This is a genomic window from Kitasatospora sp. NPDC094028 (genome assembly GCF_049543595.1).
Lineage (GTDB): Bacteria > Actinomycetota > Actinomycetes > Streptomycetales > Streptomycetaceae > Kitasatospora.
In genome coordinates this window covers 466,961-484,044 of the sequence record NZ_JBMVFA010000003.1, presented here as the reverse complement: position 1 = coordinate 484,044, position 17,084 = coordinate 466,961, and the positions used below count along the sequence as shown (strand labels likewise).

15 protein-coding genes and 1 riboswitch are annotated in these 17,084 nt (G+C 73.3%); of the genes, 10 read left to right on the top strand and 5 right to left on the bottom strand.

What is annotated here, in order from left to right:
• The first annotated feature begins 79 nt into the window (after window positions 1-79).
• From ACPC54_RS07675 to ACPC54_RS07665, 3 genes are all read left to right on the top strand, one after another.
• Window positions 80-895, top strand: coding sequence for a LuxR family transcriptional regulator (locus tag ACPC54_RS07675; protein ID WP_498962288.1), 816 nt, complete (start codon window positions 80-82; stop codon window positions 893-895).
• Between the two features lie 235 nt (window positions 896-1,130).
• Window positions 1,131-1,304, top strand: a complete 174-nt coding sequence (locus ACPC54_RS07670) for a hypothetical protein (RefSeq protein WP_498962286.1) — start codon at window positions 1,131-1,133, stop codon at window positions 1,302-1,304.
• A 68-nt stretch (window positions 1,305-1,372) separates the two neighbouring features.
• Window positions 1,373-1,585, top strand: coding sequence for an MbtH family protein (locus ACPC54_RS07665; RefSeq protein ID WP_498962284.1), 213 nt, complete (start codon window positions 1,373-1,375; stop codon window positions 1,583-1,585).
• A 378-nt stretch (window positions 1,586-1,963) separates the two neighbouring features.
• On the opposite strand, the gene ACPC54_RS07660 is transcribed toward ACPC54_RS07665, so the two are convergent.
• Entirely contained in the window at window positions 1,964-3,325 is a 1,362-nt protein-coding gene (locus ACPC54_RS07660; protein WP_498962282.1) for a protein kinase domain-containing protein, read from the bottom strand.
• Window positions 3,326-3,915: 590 nt separating this feature from the next.
• Here ACPC54_RS07660 and ACPC54_RS07655 point away from each other — a divergent pair.
• The 4 genes from ACPC54_RS07655 to ACPC54_RS07640 all read left to right on the top strand — a co-directional run bounded on the left by ACPC54_RS07655 (window position 3,916) and on the right by ACPC54_RS07640 (window position 8,893).
• On the top strand, window positions 3,916-4,839 hold the full coding sequence (locus ACPC54_RS07655; protein WP_498962449.1) for an aldo/keto reductase: 924 nt from the start codon (window positions 3,916-3,918) through the stop codon (window positions 4,837-4,839).
• Between the two features lie 54 nt (window positions 4,840-4,893).
• Window positions 4,894-6,294: a phenylacetate--CoA ligase family protein gene (locus ACPC54_RS07650; RefSeq protein ID WP_498962280.1), complete on the top strand. Its 1,401-nt coding sequence runs from the start codon at window positions 4,894-4,896 to the stop codon at window positions 6,292-6,294.
• A 280-nt stretch (window positions 6,295-6,574) separates the two neighbouring features.
• Entirely contained in the window at window positions 6,575-7,696 is a 1,122-nt protein-coding gene (locus ACPC54_RS07645; RefSeq protein WP_498962278.1) for an NHL repeat-containing protein, read from the top strand.
• A gap of 139 nt (window positions 7,697-7,835) precedes the next feature.
• Window positions 7,836-7,978, top strand: a riboswitch (SAM riboswitch).
• Window positions 7,979-8,179: 201 nt separating this feature from the next.
• A complete protein-coding gene (locus tag ACPC54_RS07640) occupies window positions 8,180-8,893 on the top strand; it encodes an IclR family transcriptional regulator (protein ID WP_498962276.1) in 714 nt (237 codons plus the stop codon).
• A gap of 2 nt (window positions 8,894-8,895) precedes the next feature.
• Here the strand turns inward: ACPC54_RS07640 and ACPC54_RS07635 are convergent, their stop codons facing one another.
• On the bottom strand, window positions 8,896-10,152 hold the full coding sequence (locus tag ACPC54_RS07635; protein WP_498962274.1) for a threonine/serine exporter family protein: 1,257 nt from the start codon (window positions 10,150-10,152) through the stop codon (window positions 8,896-8,898).
• 125 nt (window positions 10,153-10,277) lie between these two features.
• Complete coding sequence (locus ACPC54_RS07630) at window positions 10,278-11,726, bottom strand: amino acid permease (RefSeq protein ID WP_498962272.1); 1,449 nt, start codon at window positions 11,724-11,726, stop codon at window positions 10,278-10,280.
• Window positions 11,727-12,003: 277 nt separating this feature from the next.
• Here ACPC54_RS07630 and ACPC54_RS07625 point away from each other — a divergent pair, with 277 nt between their 5' ends.
• On the top strand, window positions 12,004-13,611 hold the full coding sequence (locus ACPC54_RS07625) for a multicopper oxidase family protein (protein WP_498962270.1): 1,608 nt from the start codon (window positions 12,004-12,006) through the stop codon (window positions 13,609-13,611).
• 24 nt (window positions 13,612-13,635) lie between these two features.
• Here the strand turns inward: ACPC54_RS07625 and ACPC54_RS07620 are convergent, their stop codons facing one another.
• Both ACPC54_RS07620 and ACPC54_RS07615 read right to left on the bottom strand, forming a co-directional pair.
• Complete coding sequence (locus tag ACPC54_RS07620) at window positions 13,636-14,268, bottom strand: hypothetical protein (protein ID WP_498962268.1); 633 nt, start codon at window positions 14,266-14,268, stop codon at window positions 13,636-13,638.
• A gap of 33 nt (window positions 14,269-14,301) precedes the next feature.
• The gene (locus tag ACPC54_RS07615) at window positions 14,302-15,747 is read right to left on the bottom strand and encodes an alkaline phosphatase family protein (RefSeq protein WP_498962266.1); all 1,446 of its coding nucleotides are present in this window, start codon (window positions 15,745-15,747) and stop codon (window positions 14,302-14,304) included.
• Between the two features lie 214 nt (window positions 15,748-15,961).
• On the opposite strand from ACPC54_RS07615, the gene ACPC54_RS07610 reads away from it, so the two are divergent.
• Both ACPC54_RS07610 and ACPC54_RS07605 read left to right on the top strand, forming a co-directional pair.
• Window positions 15,962-16,615 carry a DUF7691 family protein gene (locus tag ACPC54_RS07610; protein WP_498962264.1) on the top strand — a complete coding sequence of 218 codons (654 nt, stop codon included), beginning with the start codon at window positions 15,962-15,964 and terminating at the stop codon, window positions 16,613-16,615.
• Between the two features lie 158 nt (window positions 16,616-16,773).
• Entirely contained in the window at window positions 16,774-17,055 is a 282-nt protein-coding gene (locus ACPC54_RS07605; RefSeq protein ID WP_498962262.1) for a hypothetical protein, read from the top strand.
• Window positions 17,056-17,084 lie beyond the last annotated feature (29 nt).

The window sequence follows — 17,084 nt, the reverse complement described above, 5'->3', positions numbered from 1 at the left end:
TTGCGGACAGCGCCGTAGGACAGCGGCGCGCCGCGCTGTTCCATGACGGTTGCCGAAGTCGCGTGTCACGGGGGTAGTCATGAGGGAACTGTCGGGTGCACCAGCGTGGGCGGCGCGCCGCCCGCTCGGGGACGAGATCGAGAATGTGCTGCTGGAGGTCCAAGCGTTGATCGAGGACACCGTGGTGAGACACCGCGACGTCCTCTCCCGGTCCGCCGTCGTCACCGTCCTGCCACCGGACGAGGCCGAACTGTCCTCGGTGGCAGCCCGGTTGATCGGGCGCACGAGGCAGACCCTCCACGTGGTGCTCGCCTCGGACGTCCCCAGGGCCGGGGCGATCTACGGCGCGCTCGGCGAGATGCTCGACGCCTGCCCGGACGACGTCGCCGTGCGGCTGCTGTGCGTGCCGGAGACGTCGGACCGGGACTTCGTCCGGGAACAGCTCGCCGCGGGCCGCCGGCTGGAGGTCCGGATCTGCCACCTGCCGTGGACGGAGGCGATCATGGTCGACCACCAGGTCGTGCTCGCCTGCGCGAACCCGGGGTCCGGCAACCGGCGGGCCGCGGTGATCCGGGACCACTCGGTGATCCACACCATGCACAACCTGTTCGCCGGCATCTGGCGGCATGCCGTCCCGGTCGAGGAACGGCTCGACTTCGAGGGCTGGGCCAGGGCGGACTTCGTCTGGCGCATCCTCGACCGGCTGAACGCCGGGCTGACGGACGAGGTGGCCGCCCGGGACATGTCGGTCTCGGTCCGCACCTATCGCCGGTACGTCGCCGAGCTCATGGAGATGCTCGGTGCGAACTCCCGCTTCCAGGCCGGTGCGCGGGCCGCCGAACTCGGGCTGCTGACCGCGGGACGGCCCCTCGGCCAGGCCCGCCGTACCGCCTGACCTGCGCTGCCGTCTGCCGCTGCCGGTCACTGCCGCCCGGGAGGAGCCGCAGGGGATCACCCGGGCTCCGCGCGTCGCCGAATTCGGTTCCGCCACGGCCGCCCGGCTCGCAGACACCGATCTGATCGGATGCCCGAGAATTCCTGGCAGTTAGCTGCAGAACGGCTTGTCCGGCCCCGCTGGGAATCGCCAGAATTCCGACTGGCGATTCTTCGCGAATTCCCTGGAGACGGTGATGGCAGGAAAGCCGCCGCGCTGGTACTTCTCGTTCGGCGGCGCGTACTCGCGGATGGCGTACCGGGATCCGATCACATCCTGGCCGGACGTCGCGGAAGCGATCGACCGGCTGCCCGGATCCGTCTCCGCGGGTCGCCACCGCATGGCGGCCGCCGGCGCGCTGTCCCGCTGACCGACCTCGGCGGACGTCGACCCTGTTCCATTCGCACACACGACCAACCGACAGGAGCCCGATCGATCATGGCGACCAACCCGTTCGAGGACGACAGCGCCTCCTACTACGTCCTCGTCAACGAGGAGAACCAGCACTCGCTGTGGCCCGTCTTCGCCGAGATCCCGGCCGGCTGGACCGTCGCGTACGGCCAGGAGAGCCGCGAGTCCTGCCTCGACTACATCAACACCAACTGGACGGACATGCGCCCGAAGAGCCTCGTCGAGGCCATGGGCGCCTGACCCCCTTGACCACCTGACGGTGCCCCGGGCCCCGGTCCGTCCCCACACGGACCGGGGCCAGTCGTCTGCCCGGAAGACCGCCGTCCAGCTCCCGGGCCGCACCCTGGAGCGGCTGCCGTTCCGCGTCGAGGTCATCCGGACCGGCGGCGGCGCCGAGTGCCGGCCCGCCTTCCGTCGGCACGTGCTCGACGAAGGAATCGCCCCCACCTCATCGACGCCGAGGAGTCCGCCTGTCGTTCCTCCGGTGATGACGGAGCCCCGCCGACCGGCGGGTCGGCGGGGCTTTCGCCGTTTCCGGGGGTGGGTCGGAGTACGGGCGGCAGGTGGCGGCGGAGGAGGCCGAGGGCGGGTGGTGCCGGCGCCCTCGGCCTCGTGGTGCTACGTCGGCCGGGTGGGTGCGTCCGGGCGGGAGGGGCCGGCGGAGGTGGTCCCGGGGTGGCCCGGTCGGCGGCCCGGTGGGTGGTCGGTGTGGAGGTGGTGTTGGAGGCGGAGGTGGCGGAACTGGTAGACGGCGCCGGATTGGCGGAGGGCGCCGCGGTGGTAGGCGTCGGTGAGGAAGGTGATGGTGTCGCGGGGGAGTTTGCCGGTGAGGGGGAGCCAGATGCGGACGAGGAGGAGCCACTGGCCCCAGGCGGTGAAGCCGAGGACGTAGGCGGGGACGGCGCTGATGCTGCCGATGGCGCCGATGGTGATGGCGCGTTGGAGGCCCCAGTCGTAGGGGCCGAAGGTGCCTTGGAGGAGGTGGACCCAGCAGGCGCCGCCGGCGGAGACGGTGATGCCGAAGAGGGGGAGGAGGAGGGCGGCCTGGCGGGTGATGGTGGAGCGGTTGGCGGCCAGGAGGCGGCTCGGGCGGCGGCGGAGGCGGTGTCCATCGGGGATTCGAGGGCGGTCAGGAGGCCGAAGACGGCGGTGGTGGCGGTGGCGAAGGTCAGGCCGAAGAGGGTCATGTTGGCGATCGCCGTGTCGCGGATCCGGGGGTTTCCGAGGGGGACGTGGTCGAACAGGTACCACTGGGCCGAGCTGGCGACGGCGCAGCCGGCGCCGAGGACGAAGGAGGCGAGGAAGAGCGAGCCCAGGTGGACGGCGATGGCGCGGGGGGAGCGGGCACGGGCGGCGTCGCCGCCGCGGGGCCAGCGCAGGCGGGTGTAGGTCGGTTTCCAGCTCTCGCCGTGGTTGACGGCGAGGGTGATGGCGTAGGCGGCGGAGAAGGCGAAGCCGGCGGCGAGGCCGACCAGGAGCCCCTGGAGGAGCACCTCGCTGACGGAGAGCTGGAAGAAGAGGCCGAGGGTGCAGGCCGAAGTCGATCACCCGGGGGCCGTCCGGGCCGAGCAGGATGTTCTCCGGCTTCAGGTCCCGGTGCACCACGCCGGCCCGGTGGATCGCCACCAGCGCCCCGGCCAGGTTGACCGCGAGGCGCCGCAGTTCCTCGGGGCCGTACGCGCCGCCGTCGTTCACGGCGCGGCGCAGGTCCGGGCCGGCCACGTACTCGCTGACGACGTAGGGGACGGTGCCGTCCAGGTCGGCTTCCAGGACCCGGGTGGTGCAGTAGGGCTCGACCTTGCGCCAGGCGGGGATCTCCCGGCGCAGCCGCTCCCGGTCCTCGGCGTCGACGGCGCGCAGCACCTTGACGGCGACCCGCCGCCCCTGAACGTCGTACCCCTCGTACACCACGCCCTGGCCGCCCGCGCCGAGCCGGCCGTCGAGGTAGAAGCCGCCCAACTGCCGCGGATCACCGGGCAACAACGATTCGCCCACCAGGCGCCCTCTCTGTGTTCGCTGCCGTCGAGGACGAGCGTGCCGATCTCCGCGCGCCGGACACCAGGCCACGGGACCGGCCATCCGTGGCCGGTCCCGCTGACCTGCGCGGTTCGGGGCGCCGGGGGTCCCGGACGGTATGAGGCCGGCGTGCGGCCGGTCCGCGATCGGCCTGCGATCGGCCTGCGATCGGCCCTCGATCGGACTGCGGCCGACCCGCGATCGGCGCCGCGGGCCGATGTGGGCGGGTTCATCCCGGATACGGATGTGGCCAGTGGTTGTCGTGGGAGCCGTGGCGACCGGTGGTACGGGTGCGATGTTGGCAGGTCCCTGCACGTAAGTGTGATTCCTGAACTCGTGTTCGACGGATCACCGTTGACTGACGTGTGCCCAGATCGGGCCCGGAGTGGGAGGGGATCCGCATGTCTCGATCGGAAGTCGGAACGCCACTGAGACCCACGTCGACGGAGGCGGGCCCCGCGCCCGGCGCCGTCGACGGTGCCGCCGTCGAGGCGCGGGTGTTACCCGCCCGGGCGCTCGGCGGGCTGGTCGCCCCGGCGCAGGGGCTGGGCTGCATGGGCCTGAGCGAGTTCCGCGGGCCGGTCGACGAGCACCGGGCGCTGCGCACCGTCCACCGCGCGCTGGACCTCGGCGTGACGATGCTGGACACCGCCGACATCTACGGCCGGGGCCGCAACGAGGAACTGGTCGGCCGGGCCGTCCGGGGCCGGCGCGACCGGGTCGTGCTGTCCACCAAGTTCGGCATCGTCCGCACCGACGACCCGAACGAGCGCTCCGTGAGCGGGCGGGGCGACTACGTCCGGCGCAGCTGCGAGCAGTCCCTGCGCCGCCTCGGCGTCGACCACATCGACCTCTACTACGTGCACCGGATCGATCCGGCCACGCCGCTGGAGGAGACGATGCTGGCCCTCGCCGACCTGGTCGCGGAGGGCAAGGTCCGCCACGTCGGGCTGTCCGAGGCGAGCCCGGAGGAGATCCGGCTGGCGCACGCGGTGCACCCGGTGTCCGCGGTGCAGAGCGAATGGAGCCTGTGGAGCCGGGAGTTGGAGGCGAGGGTGGTGCCGACCTGCCGGGAGCTGGGGATCGGGATCGTCGCGTTCTCGCCGCTGGCCCGGGGCATCCTCTCGGACGGCTTCCGCACGCTCGACGACCTCGCCGCCGACGACGACCGGCGCCGCAACCCGCGGTTCGCCGAGCAGAACTTCGACCGCAACCTCCGGCTGGTCGCGGCGCTGCGCGAGCTCGCGCGTGAATGCGGCGCCACCGTCAACCAGTTGGCCCTCGCCTGGGTGCAGGCCCGGGGCGCCGACGTGGTGCCGATCCCCGGGGCCGAGCGGCCCGAGCACGTCGAGGAGAATGCCCGCGCCGCGCACCTGCGGCTGTCGGCGGACGAGTTGCGGCGGATCGAGGAGCTCTCTCCCGCCGAGGCCGTGGCCGGCTTCCGCCTCGACCAGTGCCGGGCGCAGATGCTCCGCTGACCGGACCGCACGACGGGCCCGCGCGGGGCCGTCGACCAGAGAGGGAACCACCCCGTGTACACCGTTTTCCATCCCGAACTCGCCGCACTCGCCACGTCCCTGCACGCGCAGTACGCCGAGTTCGTCTCCGGCGGCTGGACCGCCGAGCGGCTGGGCCGCCACCAGCTGGAGGGCTTCCGCCGGACCGTCGCCTACGTGCGGGAGCGGTCGCCGATGTACCGCGCCCGCCTCGGCGGGATCGACCCGGAGGCCATCACCGCGCTGACCCCGCGGACGCTGGCCGAGATCCCCTTCACCACGAAGGAGGACCTGCGCACGCATCAGCTCGACGTCCTCTCCCGGCCGCTGTCCGAGGCCTGGGTGTACTACGAGACGACCGGGACCACCGGCGCCTCCACGCCCGCGCCGCGCGGCAACGTCGACAGCCTGCACACCAACATGGCGCTGACCTTCCACAGCGAAACGATTCTTCGCCGGTTCGGCGCGGACCAGGTCATCGGGATCAGCGGCCCGAACGACCTGCACGCCAACGGCGACACCTTCGGCGAGGTGTGCCGCAACCTGGGCATCGCGGTGGCGAAGCTGTGGCCGCTCTCCCCGCTGGTCGGCTACGACCGCGCCCTGCGGGTGATCCGGAAGCTCGGGATCACCGGGCTGATCTGCACGCCGAGCATGGCGCTCTCGCTGGCGGCCGCGGCCCTCGAAGCGGGCCTGGACCCGCGCCGCGACCTCCCGGTGAAGGTCCTGATGCTCACCGGCGAGGTCGCGCCGCCCGCGCTCCTGGACAACATCGGCTTCCTCTGGGACGCCGAGGCCCACAACGTGCTGTACGGGTCCCAGGAGGCGTCCGTGCTGGGCGCCGGCGCCGGGGACGGCGGCCTGTACCTCACCCCGCTGATCAACCACTACGAGGTCCTCGACCCGGCCACGCTGCGGCCGGCCGAGGCCGACGCGGCCGGGGTGCGGTGCGGCGAGCTCGTGGTCACCCACCTCTACCAGGGCGCCAAGCCGCTGCTCCGCTACCGGACGGGCGACCTGGTGCGCGTCCACCCGGCGGCGCCCGGTACGGCGATCCCGGCGGAGCGGATCGAGGTGCTCGGCCGGGCCGGCGACCCGGTGGTGGTCAACGGCGCCGCCGTCACCACCTACGACATCGAGGACCTGCTGCTGCGCCACCTGCGCGGGCACACCGACTACCGCATCGTCATCGACCGGCCCGCCGGCGCCGACACGGACGGCATCACCCTCGTGCTCCCGCCCGCTTTCGAGCCGTCCCGGGCGGTGGTCGACCGGACGGTGGAGGAGGCCTCGGCCGTCCTCGGCGTGCCGGTCACGGTCGCCCACGGGCCGATGGCCGAGAGCGCCGGCGGGGCGGGCCCGGTGAGCTGGAAGACGGCCCGGGTGGTGGACCGCCGCACGGGCGTCCCGAGCGGGGCGGTGCCGGCGGCCCGCTGAGCCGTCGAGCGCGGCGGGGGGAGGCGGCCCCGGGACGAAGGACCTCCGGTCCGCACCTGTGACGGCAGGTGCGGACCGGACCGGTGTGTCGGCCTGAGGGGCTGTGCGGCCGTCACCCGGGTGCCCGGCATTCGGCGCACGTCGGCGGGCGGGGCGCGGTGTCGGGTGGCTAGCGTGGCGGCCGGGGCCCGTCCGACGGGCCCGGGGGCGATCCGAGCACTTCCACGGGTCGGGACGCCGGGCTCCGGCCGTCCGGCCCGCCCTCCAGGAGGCAGTACACATGAGACTTCGGGCCTGTTCGAGCGTGCTGGCGACGGCGGCGCTGACCGTCGGCCTGGCCGCCGGTGCGACCCCGGCCGGGGCCGCCGCCGATCCGCCGGCGTTCCTCGACCGGTTGACCACCGTGTCCCCCGTCGCGTCCACCGTCCCGGCGAACGGCGACGTGAACCCGTACGGCACGTTCACCGTCCGGGAGAGCATCGGCGACCTGCACCGGGGCAACGTCCTGATCAGCAACTTCAACAACTCGGCCAACCTGCAGGGCCTCGGCACCACGCTGGTGCAGGTCGCCCCGGACGGCACGGTGACCACCTTCGCCACGATCGACCCGGCCCACCTGCCCGGCCCCTGCCCCGGCGGGGTCGGCCTCACCACGGCGCTGACCGTGCTGCCCGGCGGCTGGGTCGTGGTCGGCAGCCTGCCCACCGCGGACGGCATGTCGCCCACCGCCCGGGCCGGCTGCCTGCTGGTGCTCGACAAGCACGGCACGGTGCGCGAGACCATCGCCGGGGACGGCATCAACGGGCCCTGGGACATGACCTCGATCAGCATCGGCAAGCGCAGCGAGCTGTTCGTGACCAACGTGCTCAACGGGACGGTCGCGGGCGGCGGCGCCGAGGTCGACCAGGGCACCGTCCTGCGGATCACCCTGTGCGACGCGGGCGACGAGCCGCCGCAGCGGGTGGCCACCACCGAGATCGGCTCCGGCTTCGCCGAGCGGACGGACCCGGCGGCACTGGTGGTCGGCCCGACCGGCGTCGGCCTCGGCCACGACGGCTCGCTCTTCGTCGCCGACACCGCCCTCAACCGGATCACCGCCATCCCGGACGCGATCTTCCGCAAGGACAGCGCCGGCACCGGACGGGTCGTCACCGCGGGCGGCAGCCTCAACGGCCCGCTGGGGATGGCGATCACGCCCCGGGGTGACGTGCTGACGGTCAACGGCGGGGACGGGAACATCGTCGAGACCACGCCGGCCGGGCAGCAGGTGGCGGTCAAGCAGATCAACAGCGCGGGCAGCCCGCCCGGCGCGGGTGCGCTGTTCGGCCTCGCGCTGGACCTCGACCGCGACGCGGTCTACTTCGTCAACAACGCGGACAACGTGCTCGACGTGCTGCACTGACGACCTCCGCGTGACGGTGCACCGGCTGCCGACGGCGGCCGGTGCACCGTCGTTCCCGGGGGCCGGCGAGGGACCGGGGCGAGGTCGGGAAGGGGGGAGGTTTGGTGGCGGGCCGAGGGAATCTTGTAGGGTTCCTCGCGAATCATCCAGAGGGGTGGAGGGACCGGCCCGACGAAGCCCCGGCAACTCCCCGGCCGACCCGGCGCGCGACGTGCGCGCCGCGACGACCGGGATCAGTGCCAACTCCGGCCTGTCGCCAACGTGGCGCGGGAAAGATGAGGAGACACGGTGCTTCCAGTGCTGTCCTTCGCCCGGGCGCTTCCCGCCCCGGCGCTTCCGCGTACCCGTCTCGTGCCCGGCGCAGGCGACCGGCCGACTTCTCCGGCCCGTCCTCGCTGACCACCCCCACGCTCCCCGCGCGGAGCCCCCGTGACCCGGCACCCACCCCGCCGCTCACGGGTTCTGAGACTGGAGTACCCGTCCATGGAGAACACGAGCGGCGTCGGCGTGCTCGACAAGGTCACCTCGATCCTCGCCACCCTGGAGGCCGGGCCCGCCACGCTGGCCGGGCTGGTCGCGGCCACCGGCCTGGCGCGGCCCACCGTGCACCGGCTCGCCGTCGCACTGGAACGCCACCGGATGGTCGGCCGGGACATGCAGGGGCGGTTCATCCTCGGCCCCCGGCTCGGGGAGCTCTCGGCGGCCGCCGGTGAGGACCGCCTGCTCGCGGCCGCCGGGCCGGTGCTCGTCCACCTGCGCGACGTGACCGGGGAGAGCGCCCAGCTGTACCGGCGGCAGGGCGAGGTGCGGATCTGCGTGGCCGCCGCCGAGCGGCTCTCCGGTCTGCGCGACACCGTCCCGGTCGGTGTCACCCTGCCGATGAAGGCCGGCTCGGCCGCACAGATCCTGCTGGCCTGGGAGGAGCCGGAGCGCCTGCACCGCGGGCTGCAGGGCGCCCGGTTCACCGCCACCGCGCTCAGCGGCGTGCGGCGGCGCGGCTGGGCGCAGTCGCTCGGCGAGCGCGAGCCCGGGGTCGCCTCGGTCTCCGCGCCGGTGCGCGGCCCGTCCAACCGGGTGGTGGCCGCCGTCTCGGTCTCCGGCCCGATCGAACGGCTCAGCCGGCACCCGGGCGTGCACCTGTCCCAGGCGGTCGTGGAGGCGGCCACCCGGCTCGGCGAGACGCTGCGGCAGGCCTGAACTCAGGGGCGGCCGGGCCGGAGCGCGGCGAGGGAGGGGCGGGGGACGCGGCTGATCACAGAGCCGATCAGGGTGCCGATCGACACCCCGAACACCGCCGACACGGCCGCCAGGACGGACTGCGCGCCGTTGCCGACCTCGATCTGCGCGGTGTTCAGCAGGCCGAACGAGCCGGGGACGACGATCCAGAACGCCGGGAGGTAGAGCACCTGCCAGAGCGGGCCGCCGGGCAGCCAGTGCACCAGGGTGGCCGCGAGCGCCGCGGAGACCGCGCCGGCCAGGCCGCCGATCGCCGCGCCGTGCGCCGAGCCGACCACCACCTGGACGGTGACGCTGACCGCGATCACCGCGACGATCCACGGGATGGCCCGGGGCGGGGTGTTGACGTTGATCACGACGCCGGCGACGGCGATCGCCAGCCCCAGCCCGATCACCCACCAACTCGGCTCGGCCACCTGGACGTTGGCCAGGGCGCCGGCCGGCATGCCGGTCGCGGTCGCGGCGGCGGCCACCCCGGCGAGGAACAGCGCCAGCTGCACCGCGCCGGACACCAGCCGGGCCGTCCCAGCGCTGGCCGCGCCGGCGGCGATCTCCGACAGCCCGGTGACCAGCAGCCCGCCCGGCAGCAGGATCGCCAGCGTGGCGACGATCGTCCGCAGCGGCCCGTCCAGCAGCGAGGCCCGCGCGAGCGAGAGGACGAGCAGCGCGACCAGGAAGCCGGCCGCGACGGGCAGCAGCGGCCGCAGGTACGGCAGCCGCCGGGCGAGCACGGTCAGCCCCACGACGATCAGCGAGCCGGCGCCGGCGGCCAGCACGTTCGCCGCCAGCGGCTGCAGGAAGAGGCAGATCCCCATGCCGACCGGCAGCGCCCCGAGGTCGGCGACCCAGGCGGGCCAGCGGGCCGGCGCCCGCCGGATGGCGTCCAGTTCGGCGAGCGCCCGGGGGCCGTCGAGCTCGCCGCGGCGCAGCCGGTGCACCAGGTGGAGGACGTCGGCGGTCTGCTCGAACCGGAGCGCGGCGCCGACCGGCTGGAACCGGGTGGCCTCGTCCGCGTCCAGGGCGACGAACAGGCCGTTGGTCAGGGCGGCGACCCGGACCTCCGGGGCGCCCAGGGCCTGCCCGAGCGCGCGGAGTTCCTCCTCGACGTCGTGGACGGGCAGGCCGCCGCCGAGGAGGGCCTCGCCCAGGTCGAGCAGCAGGCGGCGGAGCGGGTCGGGCGGGGCGGCGGTGCCCCGGACCGGGGGAGACGTGCTGGACATGGCAGGTATCGTCCCACCCCGCCCGGTTCGGTCCGACTCTGCCCCGGTCTGTTCGTTTCCGGCCGTGGACGCACGCGGGCCCGGGAGCCGTTCCTCGGCTTCCGGGCCCGGGTGGGACGGCGGGGTCAGCCCTGCGTGAGGGCCTCGGCGGCGGCCTTGCGGCGCCGGCCGACCAGGACGGAGGCGCCGAGGACGACGGCGGCGGCGACCAGCGAGAGGTACATCTGCTTGCGGCCGTCCGCGTCCGTGAACATGTAGGCGATGACGAAGCCGATCATGCCGATGGCGACCCAGGTGAGGTAGGGGTACAGCCACATCCGCACGGTCAGGCGGTCCGGCGTCTCGCGCTCGATGATCTTGCGCATCCGCAGCTGCGAGAAGCAGATCACCAGCCAGACGAACAGGGCGACGGCGCCGGAGGAGTTGAGCAGGAAGGAGAAGACGGTCTCGGGGTAGGTGTAGTTGAAGAACACGGCGACGAAGCCGAACACCACCGAGGAGAGGATGGCCACCTGCGGGACGCCGCGGGAGGTCACCGTGGCGAAGGCCTTCGGGGCGTCGCCGCGCTGGCCGAGCGAGTACGCCATCCGGGAGGCGGTGTACATGCCGGAGTTGAGGCAGGACAGCACGGCGGTCAGCACGATCACGTCCATCACCTGGCCGGCGTGCGGGATGCCCACGTGGTCGAGGACGGCGACGTACGGGCTGGCCTTGACCTCGGCGGAGTCCCACGGCAGCAGGGTGACCACGAGCAGGATCGAGCCCAGGTAGAAGACGCCGATCCGCCAGATGACGCTGTTGGTGGCCTTGCTGACCGCCTTCTCCGGGTCCTCCGACTCGCCGGCGGCGAGGGTGACGATCTCGCTGCCCATGAAGGCGAAGACGACGGTGAGCATGCCGGTGAAGACCGCGCCGACGCCGTTCGGCAGGAAGCCGCCGTGGCCGGTGAGGTTGCTGAGGCCGACCGCGTGGGTGTCCGGCAGGGCGCCGAAGACGGCGAGGCCGCCGATCACCAGGAACGCGGCGATCGCCACCACCTTGATGCCGGCGAACCAGAACTCGAACTCGCCGTAGGAGGCGACCGAGAACAGGTTGGTGGCGGTCAGCGCCGCCATCACGATCAGCGCCCAGCCCCACTGCGGGACGCCCGGCACCCACTGGTGGAGGATCTTGGCGCCGGCCGTCGCCTCGACTGCGAGCACCACGACCCAGAAGAACCAGTACAGCCAGCCGATGGTGAACCCGGCCCAGCGGCCGAGCGCGCGGTCCGCGTAGGCGGAGAAGGAGCCGCTCTGCGGGTCGGCGGCCGCCATCTCGCCGAGCATCCGCATCACCAGCACGACCAGCACGCCGGCCAGTGCGTAGGAGAGCAGGATGCCCGGGCCGGTGGAGGCGATGCCCGCGCCGGAGCCGACGAAGAGGCCGGCGCCGATCACGCCGCCGATGGCGATCATCGACAGGTGGCGGTTCTTGAGGCCGGCCTTCAGGTGGCCGTCGCCGCCGTGCCCGATCGGGGCCGGCGGGTGGGAGCCGGGGGCGGGGGGCGCCGCCTGCTTGGTGGTGTCCGCACTCATGAAGGGTGTCCTGTTGCCTTTCCGTCGCGGAGTGACCCTCGGCTCGGCACGCCGGAGGGTGGGGGACAGACCCGCGCATTGCGGTGCAACCTAACTTCTACGCCCGAGTATCGGAACAAGTCTTCGGCAACAGTTCGCTCACCGGACACATATGCCCAGCTCAGGGCGGGTGCAGAGGTGGCATGGAAAGCTCAGATCTGACGCAGCGTCACCCGGGTGGCGGGCGCGCGGTGTGGCTCCGCCGAGTGGTGGGGGAGGAGGCCTAGATTGCCCGCTTATGGGACGAAATGACGGAATCAGTCGGCGGACGGTGCTCAGGGCGGCCCTGGTGGCGGCCGCGGCCGGGGCGGTCGGCCGCGCGGGCGCCGGGCGGGCGGCCGCGGCGGGCGGCGGGTTCCCGCAGCCGGCGGTGCTCGGGGCCGAGGGGGTGCTCGACGTGCGCTTCGCCGACGTCGCCGTCCCCGGGTACGGGACGGTGACCACCCGGACGTACAACGCCGGCATCCCCGGGCCGACCCTGCGGGTGCGCGGCGGGGACGTGCTGCGGCTCACCCAGGTCAACGGGCTGCCGCCGAACGAACCGCACGAATCGCCCGGGCCGAACGAGCGGGCCGAGCCGTCCGGCGGCGGCCACAACCGGCCGCACGACCCGAACAGCTTCAACCTGCACACCCACGGGATGCACGTCGCGCCGTCCGGCGACGCCGACAACGTGCTGCGGGTGTTCGCGCCGCGCACGGCGGAGGAGGCCGACGCGGGCGCGCCGGAGCCGCGGTACCTGACGACCGTCGAGGTGCCGGCCGGGCACCCCGCCGGGACGTACTGGTACCACCCGCACCTGCACGGGGCCACCGCCACGCAGATCGTCGGCGGGATGGCCGGGGTCGTCATCGTCGAGGGCGACGTCGACGAGGTGCCCGAGATCCGGGCGGCCGCCGACCTCGTCGTCTGCGTCAACGAACTCCGGCTCAAGGACGGCACCGTCCCCGACTTCACCACCGGCGGGTCGCTGGCCGCCGTCCCGGCCGTCCTCACCGTCAACGGCGCGGTGAACCCCGTCCTCGCGCTGCGCCCCGGCGAGGTGCAGCGCTGGCGGCTGGTCGCGGCGACGGCGTTCACCGCGCTCTCCCTGGAGGTGCTCGGGGAGCCGGGGCGGTTGGTCCTGCACCAGATCGCGCAGGACGGGGTGACCTTCGCGGCGCCGGTGGCCCGGGACACCCTGGGCCTGGCGATGGGCAACCGGGCGGACGTGCTGGTGCGCGGCGGCGACCCGGGGACGTACGAGCTGCGGGCGGACGGCGTCGCCGGCCCGCTGATGACCGTCGAGGTGGCGGGCGACCCGGTCGACCCGCCGATGGGACTGCCGGACGCGCTGCCGCAGGGCAAGCCGTACCTCGACGAGAACGACATCGCCAACCCCGACGCGGACCGCGAGGTGGTCTTCCACGTCGACCCGGGCGTCTTCGGCCCGCCGTTCCCGAACGCCTACCGGATGCTCGGCAGCAACCCGACCCCCGCGGCCGACCCGGACGGGGACCTCGCCCGCGACCCCGCCTACGGCCTGTTCGACCCCGACCACGTCAACCACACCCTGGCGCTCGGCACCGTCGAGCGGTGGACGGTGCGCACCGAGGAGCGGCGGCCGGAGTTCAACCACCCCTTCCACCTGCACACCAACCACGTGCTCGTCACCCACCGCAACGGCGTGCGGCTCGACCCGCCGGTCTGGCACGACACCGTCGGCCTGGCCGGCGGGGAGCCCGGGGACAGCGCGACCTTCCTGGTGAAGTACGAGGACTTCGCCGGCCGCACCGTCGCCCACTGCCACCAGCTCCAGCACGAGGACCTGGGGATGATGCAGCTGGTCGACTACGTCGAGGGGTGACGGCGGGCCCGGCGGCGGGGCCGGTCAGTCGAGCTCGATGTTGAAGTCCCAGACGGTGACGGGCTTGCCGTCGTGGCGCCAGGTCAGCTGGGCGGCGCCGGCCTGGTAGGTGCCGGTCAGGGTGAGGGTCGCGGTGCCGCCGGGGGCGGCGGTGACGGTGGCCGGGCCGGTGGCGGTCAGCGGGATCTCGGCGCCCTGGTCGTCGCGGGAGGAGAAGTCCGCGGCGGCGATGGTGACCGGGGCGGTGGCCTGCCGGACGGTGACGGTGATGGTGCCGGTGGTGTGCTCCGGGACCTTCCCGGAGGCGTCCGGCGCGGCCGTGGCGCCCTGGGTGGGGCCGGAGGCGCTGATCACCGCGCCGCCCTCGGGCAGCTTGGCCTGGACGGTGTCGCCCATGGCGACCAGCTGCAGGTGCTGCTCGTCGGCGACGGGCGTCGGCCGGGCGCTGGGCGGCGTGGGGATCGGGACGGCGCCGAGGTCCTTGATCGTGTCGGCCGCGTTCTTGTGCTCGGGGGAGGACTCCCCGGTGCAGCCGGTCAGGACGAGGGCCAGGGCGGCGCAGGCGAGCGCCGCCGGGCGCAGGGCGGAGCGGGCGCGCCCGGAGCCGGGCCGGCGGAGGCCGGCCCGGCGGGGCGCCGCGGTGCGTGCGGCGTTCATCAGTGCTGTGGGTCCTTCACGAGGTCCGGTCGGTCACTTCTTGGCCGGGGCCGGGTTGACGATCGGGTTCTGCGGCTCGTCGGCCCGGGCCGTGGCCGGGTAGACGGTGCTGGCGAACGGCGCCGGCGGGAGGGCCTTGCCGCCGGGGTTGTTGTAGACGTCCCCGCCGAACGGGCGCAGGCCGTCCGCGGCCGCGTAGCCGAGGTGGCCGTGGTCGTCGGTGCCGCCGTGGTCGATGCCGTACAGGTCCTCCATGCTGCGCAGCCAGGAGTAGTGGTTGTACGGCTGGTCGCTGACCGAACCCGGCTTGATGAAGCGGGAGATCATGACCGCACCGGTGATGCCGCCACCCGGGGTGGTGTCCTGGCCGAAGGCCTGGAAGCCGGGCTGGGTGGTGTTCGGGCCGGGCAGCTCGTTGCAGCACGCGACGACCGACTGGGCGGTGTCGGTGGGGGTGTTGAGCTTCGGGTCCTGGTTGCCGGTGTAGTCGGCGACCGAGTTGCCGTACATCTTGTAGGGCGGGAAGGCCTCGTCGAAGACGACCTGGATCAGGCCGTCGTGCTGGAACGCGGGCGAGGCCATGATCTGCGGGACGACCCGCTGCAGGAACAGGTCCGAGGCGTACAGGCCGCCCTGGTGGTTGTTCGGGTCGCCGGAGCCGTTGTCGCCCTTGCAGGTCGAGTCGTGCGCGTCCGCGCAGTTGTTGGGCGTGATCCAGGAGAACGCCGGGGTGCTGTCCTCGCTCTTGAGGTCCTCGGCCAGGCCGCTGAGGGCCGGGTGGTCGCCCTCGGCGGGGCGGCCGTCCAGCGGGACGACGTTGCCGCACTCCTGCGGGTCGTCGATCAGCGAGTGGAACCAGGCCGTGGGGTTGTGCTTGGCCACGTACTGGTCCTGGGCGGTGGAGCCGCCGGGCTGCGGGACGCCGGCGCCGGAGGGGTCGCCGGGGATGCCGCAGCGGTAGACGTCCTCGCGGCCGGGCGTGTTGCCCATGTCCTGCATGTACGCCTTCCAGCTGAGGTTCTTGTCGTCCAGCTGGTTGAAGAGGGTGTACACGGAGTTCGGGTAGACGCAGCCCTTGGTGGCGTTGGTCTGGCCGTCGGCGGCCGGGGTGCCCGGGCTGACGTCGGTGTAGCGGGGGCAGTCGGCCTGGTTGTCCGGGGCCGGGGCCTGGCCGGAGACGAGGCTGATGTAGTTGTCCAGGCTGTAGTGGCCCGTCCCGTAGTACTGGCGCAGCACCTCGCCGTACTGGGGGAGGGTGTTCCACAGGTAGCTGTTCTGGTTGAGCCCGGTGAACGTCGCCTCGTAGGACTTGTTCTCCAGGATGATCGTCCACACGTGGCCGATCTTGGGGGTCTTGGACCGGTGGCCGTCGTTGTCGTGGGCCGAGGCGGAGGCCGGCGCCAGCGAGGCCGCGGCCGTCATCACCGCCACCCCGGTTATCAGACGCCGTCCCCAGCGCCCGATCGTGAGCCGTGCCATGACGCTCCCTCATTGCATTCCGGCGGGGCCCTTCCCCGCCGAGTGGACACTGTCCACCGTGCAGGATGCGCGTACTGGCGAGTAACGTCAACGTGAGATGTCCACGGCATGAATGGAGGCGGATCGGACGCCTACGATCCGATGACGGGTCGTCGTCGGCCCGGTGGTACACCTCCGGCGCCGGGTGTCGGCGGGGGCTGGCAGCATGGCGGCCATGAGCCGAATCATCACGTACAGCACGGCGGACCGGGCCGAGGTCGTGGCCTTCCTCGGTGCGGCCGGGCGGCTGACGCCGGATCAGGAGCGGCGCCTCGACCGGGCGCGCGGGCGGGCGCGGGAGCGCCAGGCGGAGCTCGACCGCCAGGGCATCGACTGGGGCCTGTCGATCCCGGACGCGCTCGACCACCTGGTCGCCGGCCGTGCGGACTCGGCGGGGTCGTACGCGGCCGGCGCCTACTACGCGGCCCTGCAGCTCGTCATCGACCGCAACGCCTCCGACTCCTGCGACCTCGGCGTCTACTCCCGGCCCGCGACCTTCTTCGGCGCCCTCGACGAGGAGCTGCGCCGGCTGGGCGTGGCCGAGGACCTGCTGCTGCACGACCACCTGTTCTCGGGGCCGCCGCCGGAGATCCCGTTCGGCATCCCGTACCCCGTGGACGGCCCGCACATCGGCATGTTCCCCTTGGCCAAGGCCGGGCCCGCGGCCGCGGCGTACCGGGCCGTGCTGGACCGGCTGGAACAGGGCCTGCGGTACGACCTGCTGGAGATGATCAAGCTGTTCGAGTGCGAGCACGAGAACTGGGAGTACGCGACGGAGCACCTGGACTGGTACAGCCAGGACACGATCTTCTTCTCGATCACGGGCTGACCGGGCGCCGGCCGGCGGGCGGGCCGCCGTGGCTTGAACCATTCGGGCTGCTGGCGGGGTTTACCCGGTTGTGTGGGCGTTGAATCCCTTCACGTGCAGGTATATTCTGGCCATTCATGGTTGAGGAATGAACTAGTTACGGAGCGTGAGGGGTGAGCGTGAGCGAGTCGGACGACACGATGTCGACGGAACCGGGCGACGAGACGCTCGCCAGGCTCGCGGACGCCATCGGGCGGCCCCCGGTCGGCGTGGTCGACGCCGCGAAGGCGCTGTTCGCGTCGATGCTCGCGGACGGCCTGGTCGGGACCGCCGGCGCGGCCGGGCGGGCAGCCGCGGACGCGCCGGACATGCCGGACAAGCCGGAAGCTGCGGAAGCAGCGGAAGCGGCGGAAGCGGCGGAAACGCCGCAAGCGCCTCCCGCCGGAGCGGTCGAGGCCTGAGCGGCCGCGCCCGGTCCGGGGCGGGAGGC

Excerpts from the sequence above, each read along its gene's own strand:
- ACPC54_RS07645 (WP_498962278.1), top strand. The coding sequence starts at position 6,575 with ATGAGACTTCGGGCCTGTTCGAGCGTGCTGGCGACGGCGGCGCTGACC.
- ACPC54_RS07615 (WP_498962266.1), bottom strand. The coding sequence starts at position 15,747 with ATGGCACGGCTCACGATCGGGCGCTGGGGACGGCGTCTGATAACCGGG.
- ACPC54_RS07640 (WP_498962276.1), top strand. The coding sequence starts at position 8,180 with ATGGAGAACACGAGCGGCGTCGGCGTGCTCGACAAGGTCACCTCGATC.
- ACPC54_RS07670 (WP_498962286.1), top strand. The coding sequence starts at position 1,131 with ATGGCAGGAAAGCCGCCGCGCTGGTACTTCTCGTTCGGCGGCGCGTAC.
- ACPC54_RS07665 (WP_498962284.1), top strand. The coding sequence starts at position 1,373 with ATGGCGACCAACCCGTTCGAGGACGACAGCGCCTCCTACTACGTCCTC.
- ACPC54_RS07620 (WP_498962268.1), bottom strand. The coding sequence starts at position 14,268 with ATGAACGCCGCACGCACCGCGGCGCCCCGCCGGGCCGGCCTCCGCCGG.
- ACPC54_RS07610 (WP_498962264.1), top strand. The coding sequence starts at position 15,962 with ATGAGCCGAATCATCACGTACAGCACGGCGGACCGGGCCGAGGTCGTG.
- ACPC54_RS07655 (WP_498962449.1), top strand. The coding sequence starts at position 3,916 with ATGGGCCTGAGCGAGTTCCGCGGGCCGGTCGACGAGCACCGGGCGCTG.
- ACPC54_RS07630 (WP_498962272.1), bottom strand. The coding sequence starts at position 11,726 with ATGAGTGCGGACACCACCAAGCAGGCGGCGCCCCCCGCCCCCGGCTCC.
- ACPC54_RS07625 (WP_498962270.1), top strand. The coding sequence starts at position 12,004 with ATGGGACGAAATGACGGAATCAGTCGGCGGACGGTGCTCAGGGCGGCC.
- ACPC54_RS07675 (WP_498962288.1), top strand. The coding sequence starts at position 80 with ATGAGGGAACTGTCGGGTGCACCAGCGTGGGCGGCGCGCCGCCCGCTC.
- ACPC54_RS07635 (WP_498962274.1), bottom strand. The coding sequence starts at position 10,152 with ATGTCCAGCACGTCTCCCCCGGTCCGGGGCACCGCCGCCCCGCCCGAC.